The sequence below is a fragment of the Catellatospora chokoriensis genome, from assembly GCF_011297315.1.
In the GTDB taxonomy this organism is placed as follows: domain Bacteria; phylum Actinomycetota; class Actinomycetes; order Mycobacteriales; family Micromonosporaceae; genus Catellatospora; species Catellatospora citrea.
Map to the genome: position 1 here is coordinate 40,344 of NZ_JAAOTI010000004.1, position 14,553 is coordinate 54,896.

The window sequence follows — 14,553 nt, forward strand, 5'->3', positions numbered from 1 at the left end:
ATCTCCCAGCCGGCCGGGCTGGTGGACCGGAGCCGGTCCAGGCGGTGCTGTCCCCCGTGCAGCACCGCCGGACCGGCTCCTCGAAGACGAAGGGCGCTCACCGCGGTGAGCGCCCTTCGTCATGCGGGTCAGGCCGGTGGACGCCAGGCCACTCCGCGCATGAGCTGATCCGCGCCGAGCCAGACGGCGTTCATCAGGCGCGTCGCCGTACGCCCGGGGTCTTCGTCGGGGTGGTCGGCCAGCCAGTCGGCGAGCGACTCGCTCGCGCCGACCAGCGTCAGCGCCATCGCGGTGAGGTCATCGGGTTTGACCTGCCGCCCCTCCAGCCGCAATGCCCCGTCGAGGCGGTCGGTGATCACCTCGACGACCGTCTCCCGCATCGCGGCGACCTCCACCGAGAACGGCTGCTGGGTGCGGGCCTGCCGGTAGAGCACCGACCAGCCGTCGCGGTGCGCGCCGACGAACTCGAAGAAACCTTTGAGCCCCCGCCACAGTTGCTGGTCCGGGGGGAGGGTGGGATCGGCCGCCGCGGCCAGGCCGCTGACCAGGCGCGCGGACTCGCGGCGCAGGCAGGCGATGAACAGTTCCTCCTTGGTGCCGAGATACGCGTACACCATGGGCTTGGACACGCCGGACAGCTCGGCGATCTCGTCCATGTTGGCGTGGTGGAATCCCCGGCGGGAGAACACCAGCACCGCGGCGTCGAGCATCTGCTGCTCGCGCTCCGCCCGCGGCACCCGGCCGCGCGGGGTGTCCCCGGCGCGCGGGCTCGCCGGCGCGTCGTCACCTGGAGGAAGTGGGTTGCTCTGCACCTTGCCAGCCTACCTACTCCGTCGTAAGGTTACGCACGAGTAAGTTCCAATGGTTATGGAGGACATCATGGCCGACTTCGACCTGTCTGACTTCAGCTCCCTCGACCCGGCGCAGTTCGCCAGCCTGGTCAAGAACGCTTCCGACGCGCAGCTGAACGAGGTGCTCGGCGGCGACCTGCGCACGAAGGTCCTGGACGAGATCTTCCGCCGCATGCCCGGCCTGTTCCGCCCGGAGCGCGCGGGCAACACCGAGGCGGTCATCCACTGGATCATCACGGGCGCCGCCGACGGCGGCTCGGACACCTACGAGCTGGTCATCGCGAACGGCGCCTGCACCCTGTCGGAGACCCCGTCGCACGAGCCCAAGCTCGCCGTGACCGTGGGCCCGGCCGACTTCCTCAAGGTCGTCTCCGGCAACGGCAACCCCGTCATGATGTTCATGACCGGCAAGCTGAAGGCCAAGGGCGACCTGGCCCTGGCCGCCAACATCGCCAACCTCTTCAACATCCCCAAGGCCTGACCTTCCATGGAGTTCTCGCTCGATCTGAACGAGGAGCAGCGGGATCTGCGGGACTGGGTGCACGGCTTCGCCGAGCAGGTCGTGCGCCCGGCCGCCGCGGAGTGGGACGAGCGGGAGGAGACTCCCTGGCCCGTCATCGCCGAAGCCGCGAAGATCGGCCTCTACGACTTCGAGTTCCTGGCCAACCTCTGGGCCGACCCGAGCGGGCTGTCCATGTGCATCGCCAGCGAGGAGCTGTTCTGGGGTGACGCCGGCATCGGGCTGGCCATCATGGGCACCTCCCTGGCGGTCGCCGGGATCTTCGGCTCCGGCACCCCCGAGCAGATGGCCGAATGGGTGCCGCAGTGCTTCGGCACCAAGGAGGACCCGAAGGTCGCCGCGTTCTGCTCGACCGAGCCCGAGGCCGGCTCCGACGTGGGCGCCATGCGCACCCGCGCGGTGTACGACCAGGCCACCGACGAGTGGGTGCTGACCGGGCAGAAGGCGTACGCCACCAACGGCGGCATCGCCAACGTGCACGTGGTGACCGCCGTCGTCGACCCGGAACTGGGCTCGCGCGGGCAGGCCGGCTTCATCGTGCCGCCCGGCAGCAAGGGCCTGCACACCGCCCGCAAGCTGCGCAAGCTCGGCATCCGCGCCTCGCACACGGCCGACGTGTTCCTCGACGAGGTGCGCGTGCCCGGCAACTGCGTGCTCGGCGGCAAGGACAGACTCGACGAGCGGCTGGCGCGGGCGCGGTCCGGGCAGCGCTCCTCGGGGCAGGCCTCGATGCGCACGTTCGAGCTGTCCCGGCCCGCGGTCGGCGCGCAGGCGCTGGGCATCGCCCGGGCGGCGTACGAGTACGCGCTGGAGTACGCCAGGACGCGGGTGCAGTTCGGCAAGCCCATCGTGGAGAACCAGGCGATCGCGTTCGCGCTGGCCGACATGCGCATGGAGATCGACGCCGCGCGGCTGCTGGTGTACCGGGCGGCCTGGATGGGCCGCAACAACCGGCCGTTCACCGCGGGCGAGGGCTCGATGTCCAAGCTCAAGGCGGGCGAGGTCGCGGTGTCGGTGACCGAGAAGGCGCTGCAGATCCTGGGCGGCGCCGGTTACCTGCGCGAGCACCCGGTGGAGCGGTGGTACCGGGACGCCAAGATCTACACGATCTTCGAGGGCACGAGCGAGATCCAGCGCCTGGTGATCGCCCGCGCCATCACCGGAGCCTCCTTGCGCTGACCCTGCTGCCGGGCCGGGAGGCCGCGAAGCGCGAAGATCGTCGTTTCGTGTCAGGAAGTGCGGTGAGGCCGCAGGTTCTGACACGAAACAGCGATCTTTTGCCCGGCACCCGGCGCCCGGCAAGCCATAGACGGCGGTCTGCTTTTGCAGGCCGCCGTCTTCACTTTTTAGTTACCGCTCAGTAATATCCGGGTAACCCTGGCGATCGAACGAGAGGCCTCACCGTCGTGGACCTGCTCTTCATTGTCCGTACCCTGGCCCGCCGCGGGCTGCTCAGCCCCGGCAGCCCGACCCGCGTCGCCGACCAGCTCAACACGCTGCGCCGGTGGGGCTTCACGCTCGCCGGCGAGCTGCGCGCCGCCGAGGCCCGCGACCCGCACCGCCCCGCGATCATCGACGAGCACCGCGGGGCGATCACCTACCGCCAGCTCCTGCACCGCGCCCAGCGCCTGGCCGTCGCGCTCGGCGGCACCCGGGGCGTGGCGCCCGGCGTGCGCGTCGGCCTGATGTGCCGCAACCACGCCGGCCTGATCGAGGCCATGGTCGCCTGCTCACTGCTCGGCGCGGACGCCGTCCTGGTCAACACCGCGCTGTCCGCGCCGCAGCTCACCGCGGTGGCCGAGCAGCAGCAACTGCGCCTGCTCATCCACGACCGCGAGTTCGCGCCGGTCGCCGCGGCCGCGCCGTGCGAGCGGCTCGACGAGTCCCGGGTCGACGCGATGCTGGCCGAGACCCCGCCGCAGGGCCGGTGGACCGACGTGAGCCGGGCCGGCCGCACCATCGTGCTCACCTCGGGCACCACCGGCGCGCCCAAGGGCGCCCGCCGCCCCACCCCGCCCGGCTTCGGCCCGCTCGTCTCCATCATCGACCGCATCCCGCTGAAGGTCGGCGAGCGCATCCTGATCTCCGCACCCCTGTTCCACACCTGGGGGTACGCCGCGCTGCAGCTCTCCCTGGCCATGCGCGCCACCGTGGTGCTCCAGCGCCGGTTCGACCCCGTGGCCACCGCGCACGCCGTCGACGTGCACGGATGCACCGCTCTGTTCGCCGTGCCGGTGATGCTGCAGCGGCTGGTCGAGGCGGGGGCGGTGCCCGCGAAGCCGCCGCGCGTCGTCGCGGTCAGCGGATCAGCCCTGCCCGGCGGCCTGGCCACCCGGTTCATGGACACCTGGGGCGACTGCCTCTACAACCTGTACGGCTCCACCGAGGCGTCCTGGGCGTCCATCGCCACCCCCGCCGACCTGCGCCGCGACCCCGGCACCGCGGGCCGGCCGCCGCACGGCACCCGGATCGCGATCCTCGACCCGACCGGCCTGCCCGTGCCCCGCGGCCGCGTCGGCGAGATCCACGTCGGCAACGAGATGCTGTTCGAGGGATACACCCGCGGGCCTGGCGTCCCGCCGCCGCCCGGCGACCGCCCCGACGGCATGCTCGGCACCGGCGACCTGGGCCACCTCGACGCCGACGGCCTGCTGTACGTGGACGGCCGCGCCGACGACATGGTCGTCTCCGGCGGCGAGAACGTCTTCCCGCGCCCGGTCGAGGAGCTGCTCACCCAGCTCCCGCAGGTCCGCGAGGCGGCCGTGATCGGCGTGCCCGACCCGGACTACGGCCAGCGCCTGGCCGCCTACCTGGTCCTGCACCCCGGCCAGCACCTGGACACCGACGAGGTCCGCGAGTACGTACGCCACTACCTGGCCCGCTTCAGCGTCCCCCGCGACGTCCACTTCGTCCCCGAGCTCCCCCGCACCGCGACCGGCAAGGTCATCCCCCGGCTCCTGCGCACCATGTGACCCCCACCGCCCCCACCACGCTCCGCGGCTCTCCACGATCTGCGGCGCACCGGGACGAAGGAAGGGCACCTTCTTAACGCAATGCGTTGTAGAAGGTGCCCTTCTTAACGGTCGATCTGCGTTGGTGCAGGTCAGAGTTACTGCTGGGGCAGCGGTGAATGCGGTCGGCGTCAGCGCCAGGGGGAGACGACGCGGCCCTCCTCGGCCGCCAGCGCGATGTCGGTGCGGTACTGGCTGCCCGCCAGCTCCACGTGCGACACCAGCTCGTACGCCGCCGCGCGCGCCGCGTGCAGGTCGTGCCCCGTCGCCGTCGCGCACAGCACCCGGCCCCCGGCCGAACGCAGCACGCCGTCGGCATCGCGCTTCGTGCCCGCGTGGATCAGCCCCGCCGCGCCGGTGATCTCGTCCCCGGTGCGCGCGCTCGCCGGATACCCGGCGCTGGCCAGCACCACGGTCACCGAGAAGGCGTCCTGCCACTGCAGCTCGGGATGGCCCGCCAGCTCGCCGGTGGCCGCCGCGTACAGCAGGCCGCCCAGCGGGGTGTCGAGCAGCGCCAGCACCGACTGCGTCTCCGGGTCGCCGAAGCGCGCGTTGAACTCGATCACCTTCGGGCCGCCGTCGGTGATCGCCAGGCCGATGTAGAGCAGACCGGAGAACGGGGTGCCCGCGTCGCGCATCTGCTGCAGCGTCGGGTGGGCCACGGTCGCCATGACGTGGTCGACCAGGTTCGGCGGCGCCCACGGCAGCGGCGCGTACGCCCCCATGCCGCCGGTGTTCGGCCCCGCGTCGCCGTCGCCGATGCGCTTGAAGTCCTGCGCGGGCAGCAGCGGCACCGCGGTCACGCCGTCGGTCACCACGAACAGCGAAACCTCGGGCCCGTCGAGGTACTCCTCGATGACCACGCGCCCGCACTCGGCGGCGTGGGCCAGCGCGGCGTTCCGGTCGTCGGTGACGACGACACCCTTGCCCGCGGCGAGGCCGTCGTTCTTCACCACGTACGGCGCACCGAACGCGTCCAGCGCCCGCGCCGCCTCCTCGGGCGTGCTGCACGTGAAGGCACGCGCGGTCGGCACCTTCGCGGCGGTCATGACCTGCTTGGCGAAATCCTTGGAGCCTTCGAGCCGGGCCGCACTGCCGGACGGCCCGAAACAGGGGATGCCCTTCGCCCGCACCGCGTCGGCTACCCCTGCCACGAGCGGCGCCTCCGGCCCCACGACCACGAGGTCGGCCTCGACCTCCACCGCGAGCCCCGCCACCGCCTCCGGCGACAGGATGTCCACCTCCCGCAGCTCGGTCGCCACCTCCGCGATCCCCGGACTCCCCGGCGCCGCAACAACGGCCGTGACCCCCGGATCCCGCACCAACCCCAACACCAGGGCGTGCTCCCGCCCCCCACCGCCAACCACCAGTACCCGCACGCCCCCAGCCTACCTTCCGGGTTGATCATGAACTTATGGACGTGTTCGACGGCGTGTCCCTACCCTGCCACCGTGATCGATCTCTGGGCACCGGCCAGGGCGCGGCGGACCACGGTGGGGATGCGGTCGGGGACGAGGGTGTCGGACCAGGTGAAGCGGAGCACGGTGAAGCCGGCGTTGGCCAGGTCGTTCTGTCGGTGACGGTCCCGGAACACCGCCTCCGGCCTGCCGTGCACCTGCTCGCCGTCCGCCTCGCCGATCACCCGAGCCCGGCGCCACAGCATGTCGGCGCGGCCGAGCACGGCTCCGTCCGCCCCTCGGATCACCGACTGCAGTTCGTCCGGCGCCACGCCCGCATCCGCACAGCGCAGCCGCGCCCTGGTCTCCAGTGGCGACTCCGCCCGGCCGTCCGACTGCCCGATCCAGTCCCGGGCGGCCACCACACCCCGGCGGCCGGCGATCAGCCGATACACGTCCGGCAGGTCGAAGTCGGCGAAGAGGCCCTGGTGCAGTGCCGAGTCGAGCACCGACACCGCCGCGTAGCGGTCCGTGCACAGCAACAGATCCGCCACGGTACGCAGCGCAGACGTGACCCTCATCCCCTCGCGCTCGACGAGGTCCGCTTCGTCGATGACGAGCTGGTGGGGCACGAGTCGCCCGTCACCCAGCCGCTTCGGCACCGCCCGGTCGCCGGGCAGACTCAGGTGGACGGCCCGCTCGTCCTGCCGAAGGCCGTGGATCCCATGCAGCAGGGCAGCGCTGTGCCGCACCACCACCGCGTGCGGTCCACAGGCGAGCTGCCCCGCCCGGACCAGCACACGAAGAGGAAGCGACGACCCGCGAAGATCCGCGTCGACGAGGTACACGCCCCTGCTGACGGCCGTCCACACCCGGCTGCGGACGAGCCATTTCACATGATCCGCAGTGATGCCCAGCCTTCGGCACTGCGCTGCGGTGATCAGCCCGTCCTGGGCTTCGGAGATCTGCTGTACGGCAAGCACAGGGGTTGAGCCTGCGGGCCGAAGCCCGCCTACTCAACCCCTGTGGACAAACCTGTGGACAACCGCCGTTGACCGTGGACGACCACGGTCCCAAGGTAGGGACACGCCGTCGAACACGTCCATAAGTTCATGATCAACCCGGGAAGGGTGTCAGGAGACGGCTGACAGCATGTCGTGGCGGACCACGTTCTCGTCGCGGCCGGGGCCTACGCCGATCATGGAGATGCGGGTGCCGCAGAGCTCTTCGAGGCGTTCGATGTAGCGCTGGGCGTTGAGGGGGAGTTCGGCGAAGTCGCGGGCCTTGGAGATGTCCTCGAACCAGCCGGGGAGGTACTCGTAGACGGGTTTGGCGTGGTGGAAGGCGGTCTGGGTCATGGGCATCTCGTCGAGGTGCTCACCGTCGACCTCGTAGCCGACGCAGACCGGGACCTGCTCCAGGCCCGACAGGATGTCGAGCTTGGTGACGACCAGGTCGGTGATGCCGTTGACGCGGACGGCGTAGCGGCCGATGACGGCGTCGAACCAGCCGCAGCGGCGCGGGCGGCCGGTGGTGGTGCCGTACTCCCCGCCGGTCTTGCGCAGGTGCTCGCCCATGTCGTCGTGCAGCTCGGTCGGGAACGGACCCGCCCCGACGCGCGTGGTGTACGCCTTGATGACGCCGATCACGGAGCTGATCCGGGTCGGCGCGATGCCCGCGCCCACGCAGGCGCCGCCCGCGGTCGGGTTCGACGAGGTGACGAACGGGTACGTGCCGTGGTCGAGGTCGAGGAGGGTGGCCTGCGCGCCCTCCATGAACACGGTCTTGCCGTCTTCCAGCGCCTTGTTCAGGATCAGGCGGGTGTCGGCGATGAACGGCTTGAGCCGCTCGGCGTAGGTCAGGTATTCCTCGACCACGGCGTCGACGTCGAAGCCCTTGCGGTTGTAGACCTTGAACAGGATCTGGTTCTTCTCGCGCAGCACCAGCTCCAGCTTCTGCCGGAGGATGCCGGGGTCGAGCAGGTCCTGCACCCGGATGCCCATGCGGGCGACCTTGTCGCCGTAGGCGGGGCCGATGCCGCGGCCGGTGGTGCCGATGCGGGCGGTGCCGAGGTAGCGCTCGACGACCCGGTCCAGCGCCCGGTGGTGGGGCATGACCAGGTGCGCGTCGGCGGAGATGAGCAGGCGGGACACGTCCACGCCGCGCTCGGCGAGGCCGTCGATCTCGGCCAGCAGCACCTTCGGGTCGATCACGACGCCGTTGCCGAGGACGATCTCCGCGTTGGGGTGCAGCGCGCCGCTCGGCATCAGGTGGAGGGCGAACTTCTGGCCGTCCGGGGTGACCACGGTATGGCCGGCGTTGTTCCCCCCGGAGAAGCGGACGACGTAGTCCACTCGTGATCCGAGCAGGTCGGTAACCTTGCCTTTGCCCTCGTCGCCCCACTGGGCGCCGAGAAGCACGATCGCTGGCATCTTTCCTTCGCCTCCTAGGCGAGCCGCGGGCCGCCCACGGCTGTGGTGACCCCGGGGTGCCAGGCTAACAGCTTGATCGGGCGCGCATGCCCGGGCAAGGCCGGAACCCGAGAGGACGACGCACTGTGTATGACGTGGTGCTGCTGAGCATGGCAGAGCCTGAGGGCGGCTGCTGCGGTTCCGACGGCTGCGGCGACGGTCACAGCGACGCCCCGCGCCCCCGGGTGCCGGTGCTGCACTGCGCGGACGCGCTGCGCGCCGCCGGGGCGCGGGTGGACACCGTGGTGGCCTGCTCGGACACCGAGATCGACGAGGTGCTGTCCCGGCTCGACGGGCCGCCCCGCGAGGACGGCCTGACCTGGCCGGACGCCGACGGCAAGACCCGGCTGGTGATCGCGGTCACCGACGACGGGCAGCTGCGCCACGTGCTGCGCCGCCTGGTCCGCCGGTATGCCCCGGCCCCGTCGAAGCGCCCCGCCGAGCTGCCCGCCGGGCGTACGGTGCCGGATCTGCCCGCGCTCGCGGTGCTGCCGATCGACGCGGCCGCGGTGGACTTCGCCGCGCAGCTGGGCCTGCCCCGGGACCCGGCCGCGGTGGCCGCGGCGGTGCTGGGCGACCGGACGCGGCGGCTGGACCTGCTGCGCCACGACGGCGGCTCGGTGACGCTGGACGGGGTGCTGCTGGCCGGCTCGACCGAGGACGGCCAGCCCGTGCAGTGGGCGGGGCGGGTGGAGGTCGACGACGCGGTGCTGACCGACGGCGCGGAGCCGCTGCTCGCGGTCGCCGTCGCGAACGGCTCCGGGGCCACCCTGCTGGACGGCCTTCCCCTGCTCACGGCCGTGGACCCGGCCGACGGTGTGATCGACGTCGCGGTCGCGGTGCCGGTCCGGCACAAGCCCCTATTCGGCGCGCCCCGGCTGCGCATCGAGGTGCGCCGGGCACGCGGCCGGGCGGTCTCGGTGACCCCGCGCGACACGCAGGTTCCGTTCGCCGACGACGGGGTATCGGGCGAGCTGACCCGCAAGCGCTCCTGGTGGGTGGAGCCCGCGGCGTGGGCCGTCTATACGGGCTGACGGGACCTCCTGCGGGGTGTGCGCACTGACTAGGCTGCAGGGGCAGACGGCACTGGGGAGTGAAACGCGATGACGGAATGGGAGTGGCCGCCGGACGAGATCAGCGGCCCCGCGGAGGACAGCAAGCCGATCGTGCGCGGCCAGGGCGCCCGGGCGTCCGCCGCCGTGCCGCGCCCGGACCAGCCCGCCTCCGGCGCGCCCATGGCCGGCGTGCCGATGGCGGTTCCGGCCCCGCAGGCGGGCATCCCGCTCGCGGGCCCGCAGCCGGTGGCGGGGGGCGCCGACCTGACCCGGACCATGCAGGTGCCGCTGCCGCCGCTGCCGCAGCGCGAGCGCACCGCGGTGCCGCTGCCGCCGACCGCGGTGCCGGTGCAGCCGCACAGCGCGCCGATCCCGCTGCCCCCGCAGCAGGTGGGCCCGCCGATCCCGCCGCCACCCGTCCCGGCCCCGCCGACGCAGCCGGCCCCGCAGGCCGTGCCCGCGCCGCCGGCCGAAGCCCGTGCGGCGGTGCCCCTCCCCGCACCTGAGCAGGGCCAGGACCCGGCTGAGGATTCGGCCGCCAGGCCCGCGACCGCCCCGGTGCCTCCTGCCCGTGCGGCCGTCACGGCCGTGCCCCCGCCGCAGACCGCGCCGGGCGTATGGCCCGTGTCGCAGGCGCCGCACATCCCGCCGCTGCCGACGACGCCCGCCGCGCCCCCGCCGCCGCAGTTCGGCGGGCCGCAGCAGCCCGGCCCCGGCGGTGGCGAGGTCTACCTGCCCACGGCCGAGGAGTTCGCCCGCCGGCGGGCCACCCGACCCGCCGATCCGGTCGCCCACATGGGCATCCAGGCGGCGCTGCGCAAGTCCACGTTCGGCCTGCTCAACCTGAGCCCGGGGCAGCGCGAGCAGGAGATCCGGCGCGCCACCGACCTGGTCCGGCGCAACTTCGGCGGCCTGCGGCAGATCACCGTGGTCAACCCGAAGGGCGGCGCGGGCAAGACCGTGGCCGTGCTGCTGCTGGCCATGACGTTCGGCCGCAAGCGCGGCGGGTACGTGCTGGCCTGGGACAACAACGAGACCCAGGGCACCTTGGGCATGCGGTCCCAGCAGGACTTCCACTCGCGTACGGTGCGCGACCTGATGCGCGACCTGCACCAGTTCCAGGGGTCGCAGAGCCGCGTCGGCGACCTGTCGCAGTACGTGCGCTCGCAGGGCGACGGCATGTTCGAGGTGCTCGCCTCGGACGAGTCCGCCACCGCGGGCGAGATGCTGACCGCGCACGCCTTCGCGGAGATCCGCGAGGTGGTCAGCCGCTTCTACAAGCTGATCATGGTGGACACCGGCAACAACGTGCGGGCCGAGAACTGGCAGGCCGCCATCGACGCGACCGACCAGCTCGTGGTCACCATGTCCGCCCGCAACGACTCGGCGGAGACCGCCGCCCGGATGCTCGACCACCTGGAGCAGACCGGCCGCAGCCGCCTGGTCCGGCAGGCCGTCACCATCGTCTCGCTGCCGCCGAGCCGCCGCGAGCTGGACATCCCCGCGATCGAGCGGCACTTCGCCGCGCGCACCCGGGCCGTGCTCATCGCGCCGTACGAGCGCATGCTCGACTCCGGCGAGCCGATCGACTACGGGCGGCTCACCGAGGAGTCCCAGGACGCCTGGCTGCGCATCGCCGCGGCTGTCGCCGAGGGCCTGTAACCGATCCGCCGGGGCACGGGCGGGCGCCGGGCCGCGAGGAGCGCGGCCGCACGCGCCCGCCCGTGCCTCAGTCGTTGAGCGCGTCGAAGGCGGACGGGTCGCAGTCGCGGAGGAACTGCGCGCAGCGGGCCGCCTCGTCGGCCTCGCCGATCTCGGCGGCGGCCACGGACAGGGCGTGCAGGCAGCGCAGGAAGCCCTGGTTGGGCTCGTGCGACCAGGGGACCGGGCCGTGGCCCTTCCAGCCCGCGCGGCGCAGCTGGTCCAGGCCGCGGTGGTATCCGGTGCGGGCGAACGCGTACGCCGGAACGGGCTGCCCCGCGGTCAGCGCGAGCTGCGCCAGCGCGGCCCAGGCAGCGCTGTACGTGGGATACGCCGCGGCGACGGAGGTCGGGTCCGCGGCGGCGGCCAGCGCGGCGGCGGCAGCCTCGTCGGTGGGCAGCAGCGTGGCAGGAGGTTCGGGCATCAGGTTCTGCATACGGACATTCAACCCGGCCGGGGTGCCGATGTCCCCGCGCTGCGCTGAGGGTTTCGTCACGGGCATACTCGCCTGATGTCTGCTGCTACCCCGTTGGAGATCGAATCCCAGGAGGAGCTGGCCGAACGGCTGGCGGAGAAGAGCCTGGCCGGGCTGACGGTGCAGGGCCTGCCCATCACCGCCGACCTGTCCCGGATCAAGGTGACCGACGCGGTCTTCATCGGCTGCACGTTCCCGAGCCTGGCCGCGGAGGCGGCGCTGGTGCGCCGGGGCGCGCACGTCGTGCCGGTGGCCGACTGGGTGCCGTACCCGACGCATCCGGCGCGCCTCTACACCGCTGCCGACCTGACCGCGGGGTTCGCCGAGGGCGGCTTCGCGGGCATGTACGACACCCGGGTCTACCGGCACTTCGTGGCCGAGGGCGGCCCCAACGCCGGGGTCCGGGAGGCGCTGGCGCAGCGGCTGCACGACCACGGCATCGACAACGCGCTGCACGACGCCCTGGCGGCGATCTCGCCCCGGCGGCGCATCGGCATCATGGGCGGCCACGCCGAGGTCCGCGGCAGCGACGCGTACCGGATGGCCGCGGCGATCGGCCACGCGCTGGCCGGGCACGGCCGACTGGTGCTGACCGGCGGCGGCCCCGGGGTCATGGAGGCCGCGAACCTGGGCTCCTACCTGGCCGCCCACCCGGCGGCGGTGCTGGACGAGGCGATCGGCAGGCTGGCCGCGGAGCCGGACTTCCACGCGCACGACCCGTACACGAAGGTCGCGCTGCACGTGCTGGCCGAGTTCCCGGCGGCCGACCCGTGGGCGGGCGGCCTGTCCGTGCCGACCTGGCTCTACGGCCACGAGCCGGCGAACGTGTTCGCGGGCCAGATCGCGAAGTACTTCTCGAACGCGATCCGCGAGGACGTGATCCTGAAGGCGGCCCGCGGCGGCATCGTGTTCGCCCCCGGCCGCGCGGGCACCGTGCAGGAGGTCTTCCAGGCCGCCACCAAGACCTACTACGCCACCGACGGCGAGAGCGGCCCCTTCGTCTTCCTCGGCCGTCGCTTCTGGACCGAGGAACTGCCCGTGACGGAGTTGCTGCGCACCCTGCTCGGCGGCGCGGCGCTGGCGGAACTGGTCCACGTGACCGACGACGTGAACGAGGCCCTGGCCATCCTCTGCAACTGACGGCTGGATGATCGTTCGACTTGCCTGGCACATGGCCGGATGGCGGTTCAAGATACGCATATCTGCCAGGCAAGTCGGCCGGTCATGGCGCGGGGTGGGGGCTACGCGACCGGGATTCTGCGCCAGAAGCCGACCGGGAGGTTGACCTCGGGTTCGCCGGTGAGGCCGTTCTCGTCCATCGCGTTGAACAGGGCGACGCGCAGGTCGCCGAAGAAGAATTCGAGCGCGTGCAGCACGTGCGGGCGCCAGGCGGTCGGGCTGATCCGTTCGATGAGGTTGACCCGGGTCAGCGGGCGGCCGCGGGCCGACAGGATCGCCGGGTGGGTGTCGGCCCACCAGTCCAGGCGCAGGCCGGGCCAGTCGAGCTGGGCCTGCAGGTCGATGGTGTCCCAGCTGATCGCGCACTCGTCGAACTTGCGGTGGGTGATCTCGATGTTGGCGTCGGGGAAGCCGAACACCACGGGGCCGCCGGTGAACCAGGCCTCGGCGTCCAGGTCCCACACCAGCCAGGAGCCGACCAGCGGCTGTCCGATGACGCGGGCGAAGCGGTTGCGGTGCGCCGCCGCCAGCGCACCGGCATCGTGGTGCCAGACCGGGTCGTACCCGTCGATGCCCAGCACGTGCGGACCTCCTGCCCTGAGACGCGGATTCGGACGATCGTACCGATTCCCGTCAGGTTAGGCGGGGACCCGGGTCGACACGCGCGCGGCGAAACACGCCGGGAACGTGAAACGCGGTCGTGACCTGCAGTCGAGCCGCAGATCACGACCGCGTTCAGCGATCTTGTGCCAATCCGTGGGCCCGGAGCGGCCCGCGCGTGGCGGATTACTTGATCCGGGTGCCGGTGGAGCGCAGGTCCTGGCAGGCCTGGGCGACCCGGGCAGCCATGCCGGCCTCGGCGGCCTTGCCCCACGCGCGCGGGTCGTACTGCTTCTTGTTGCCGACCTCGCCGTCGACCTTCAGCACGCCCTCGTAGTTGCGCAGCATGTGGTCGGCGACGGGGCGGGTGAACGCGTACTGCGTGTCGGTGTCGACGTTCATCTTGACCACGCCGTAGTCGACCGCGTCGCGGATCTCCGACAGCAGCGAGCCCGAGCCGCCGTGGAACACCAGGTCGAACGGCTTCTCCTTGCCGTACTTGGCGCCGACCTGCTCCTGGATCTCCTTGAGGATCTCCGGGCGGAGCTTGACGTTGCCCGGCTTGTACACGCCGTGCACGTTGCCGAAGGTGAGGGCGGTCATGTAGCGGCCCTTCTCACCCAGGCCCAGCGCGGCAGCCGTGGCCATCGCGTCCTCGACGGTCGAGTACAGCTTCTCGTCGATCGCGCCGACGACGCCGTCCTCCTCGCCGCCCACGACGCCGACCTCGATCTCGAGGACGATCTTCGCGGCGTGGGTGAGGGCCAGCAGGTCCTCGGCGATCTGGAGGTTCTCGTGCAGCGGCACCGCGGAACCGTCCCACATGTGCGACTGGAACAGCGGGTTCTCACCGCGGGCCACGCGCTCCTTGGAGATGGCCAGCAGCGGGCGGACGAAGCCGTCCAGCTTGTTCTCGGGGCAGTGGTCGGTGTGCAGCGCGACGTTGACCGAGTACTTCTTGGCGACCTCGTGCGCGAACGCCGCGAAGGCCACCGAACCGGTGACCATGTCCTTGATGGTCGGTCCGGACAGGTACTCGGCGCCGCCGGTCGAGACCTGGATGATCCCGTCGCTCTCGGCCTCCGCGAAGCCCTGCAGCGCGGCATGCAGCGTCTGCGAGGAGGAGACGTTGATCGCGGGGTAGGCGAACGCGCCGGCCTTGGCGCGGTCGAGCATCTCGGCGTAGACCTCAGGGGATGCGATAGGCATCTGTGAACGCTCCTAGCGTGCGTGCAGTGACGCGGATGGCCGCGGCGGTGCGCGTCGCCGCGCCCGATGGCTGCGGGAAGACCG

13 protein-coding genes are annotated in these 14,553 nt (G+C 72.2%); 6 read left to right on the top strand and 7 right to left on the bottom strand.

Annotated features, from left to right (window positions below; all coding sequences use genetic code 11):
• Positions 1-128: 128 nt before the first annotated feature.
• Positions 129-710: a TetR/AcrR family transcriptional regulator gene (locus HAV39_RS07360; RefSeq protein WP_120321613.1), complete on the bottom strand. Its 582-nt coding sequence runs from the start codon at positions 708-710 to the stop codon at positions 129-131.
• Positions 711-879: 169 nt separating this feature from the next.
• Here HAV39_RS07360 and HAV39_RS07365 point away from each other — a divergent pair, with 169 nt between their 5' ends.
• From HAV39_RS07365 to HAV39_RS07375, 3 genes are all read left to right on the top strand, one after another.
• The gene (locus tag HAV39_RS07365) at positions 880-1,332 is read left to right on the top strand and encodes an SCP2 sterol-binding domain-containing protein (protein ID WP_191838455.1); all 453 of its coding nucleotides are present in this window, start codon (positions 880-882) and stop codon (positions 1,330-1,332) included.
• A 6-nt stretch (positions 1,333-1,338) separates the two neighbouring features.
• Positions 1,339-2,550 (top strand): acyl-CoA dehydrogenase family protein, encoded by a 1,212-nt coding sequence (locus HAV39_RS07370; protein ID WP_191838456.1) that lies wholly within the window; start codon positions 1,339-1,341, stop codon positions 2,548-2,550.
• A gap of 227 nt (positions 2,551-2,777) precedes the next feature.
• Positions 2,778-4,343, top strand: coding sequence for an AMP-binding protein (locus tag HAV39_RS07375; protein WP_191838457.1), 1,566 nt, complete (start codon positions 2,778-2,780; stop codon positions 4,341-4,343).
• 170 nt (positions 4,344-4,513) lie between these two features.
• On the opposite strand, the gene purD is transcribed toward HAV39_RS07375, so the two are convergent.
• The 3 genes from purD to HAV39_RS07390 form a co-directional block, all read right to left on the bottom strand.
• On the bottom strand, positions 4,514-5,761 hold the full coding sequence (purD, locus tag HAV39_RS07380) for a phosphoribosylamine--glycine ligase (RefSeq protein ID WP_191838458.1): 1,248 nt from the start codon (positions 5,759-5,761) through the stop codon (positions 4,514-4,516).
• Positions 5,762-5,820: 59 nt separating this feature from the next.
• Positions 5,821-6,762 carry a DUF559 domain-containing protein gene (locus HAV39_RS07385; protein ID WP_239120462.1) on the bottom strand — a complete coding sequence of 314 codons (942 nt, stop codon included), beginning with the start codon at positions 6,760-6,762 and terminating at the stop codon, positions 5,821-5,823.
• A gap of 150 nt (positions 6,763-6,912) precedes the next feature.
• Positions 6,913-8,211, bottom strand: a complete 1,299-nt coding sequence (locus tag HAV39_RS07390) for an adenylosuccinate synthase (RefSeq protein WP_191838459.1) — start codon at positions 8,209-8,211, stop codon at positions 6,913-6,915.
• A gap of 125 nt (positions 8,212-8,336) precedes the next feature.
• On the opposite strand from HAV39_RS07390, the gene HAV39_RS07395 reads away from it, so the two are divergent.
• Positions 8,337-9,284 carry a diacylglycerol kinase family protein gene (locus HAV39_RS07395; protein WP_191838460.1) on the top strand — a complete coding sequence of 316 codons (948 nt, stop codon included), beginning with the start codon at positions 8,337-8,339 and terminating at the stop codon, positions 9,282-9,284.
• Positions 9,285-9,353: 69 nt separating this feature from the next.
• Positions 9,354-10,967, top strand: coding sequence for a chromosome partitioning protein (locus HAV39_RS07400; RefSeq protein WP_239120460.1), 1,614 nt, complete (start codon positions 9,354-9,356; stop codon positions 10,965-10,967).
• 67 nt (positions 10,968-11,034) lie between these two features.
• Here HAV39_RS07400 and HAV39_RS07405 read toward each other — a convergent pair whose 3' ends face one another.
• Positions 11,035-11,442, bottom strand: a complete 408-nt coding sequence (locus tag HAV39_RS07405) for a DUF3151 domain-containing protein (protein WP_191838725.1) — start codon at positions 11,440-11,442, stop codon at positions 11,035-11,037.
• A 75-nt stretch (positions 11,443-11,517) separates the two neighbouring features.
• On the opposite strand from HAV39_RS07405, the gene HAV39_RS07410 reads away from it, so the two are divergent.
• A complete protein-coding gene (locus HAV39_RS07410; protein ID WP_191838461.1) occupies positions 11,518-12,621 on the top strand; it encodes an LOG family protein in 1,104 nt (367 codons plus the stop codon).
• A 101-nt stretch (positions 12,622-12,722) separates the two neighbouring features.
• Here the strand turns inward: HAV39_RS07410 and HAV39_RS07415 are convergent, their stop codons facing one another.
• Entirely contained in the window at positions 12,723-13,241 is a 519-nt protein-coding gene (locus HAV39_RS07415) for a hypothetical protein (protein ID WP_120317715.1), read from the bottom strand.
• Positions 13,242-13,446: 205 nt separating this feature from the next.
• Positions 13,447-14,469: a class II fructose-bisphosphate aldolase gene (fbaA, locus tag HAV39_RS07420; RefSeq protein WP_120317714.1), complete on the bottom strand. Its 1,023-nt coding sequence runs from the start codon at positions 14,467-14,469 to the stop codon at positions 13,447-13,449.
• Positions 14,470-14,553: the final 84 nt, after the last annotated feature.

Bases quoted from the DNA above. Each gene is read 5' to 3' on its own strand.
- HAV39_RS07410 (WP_191838461.1), top strand. From the start codon at position 11,518: ATGTCTGCTGCTACCCCGTTGGAGATCGAATCCCAGGAGGAGCTGGCC.
- HAV39_RS07365 (WP_191838455.1), top strand. From the start codon at position 880: ATGGCCGACTTCGACCTGTCTGACTTCAGCTCCCTCGACCCGGCGCAG.
- HAV39_RS07400 (WP_239120460.1), top strand. From the start codon at position 9,354: ATGACGGAATGGGAGTGGCCGCCGGACGAGATCAGCGGCCCCGCGGAG.
- HAV39_RS07360 (WP_120321613.1), bottom strand. From the start codon at position 710: ATGCTCGACGCCGCGGTGCTGGTGTTCTCCCGCCGGGGATTCCACCAC.
- HAV39_RS07370 (WP_191838456.1), top strand. From the start codon at position 1,339: ATGGAGTTCTCGCTCGATCTGAACGAGGAGCAGCGGGATCTGCGGGAC.
- fbaA (WP_120317714.1), bottom strand. From the start codon at position 14,469: ATGCCTATCGCATCCCCTGAGGTCTACGCCGAGATGCTCGACCGCGCC.
- HAV39_RS07390 (WP_191838459.1), bottom strand. From the start codon at position 8,211: ATGCCAGCGATCGTGCTTCTCGGCGCCCAGTGGGGCGACGAGGGCAAA.
- HAV39_RS07405 (WP_191838725.1), bottom strand. From the start codon at position 11,442: ATGCAGAACCTGATGCCCGAACCTCCTGCCACGCTGCTGCCCACCGAC.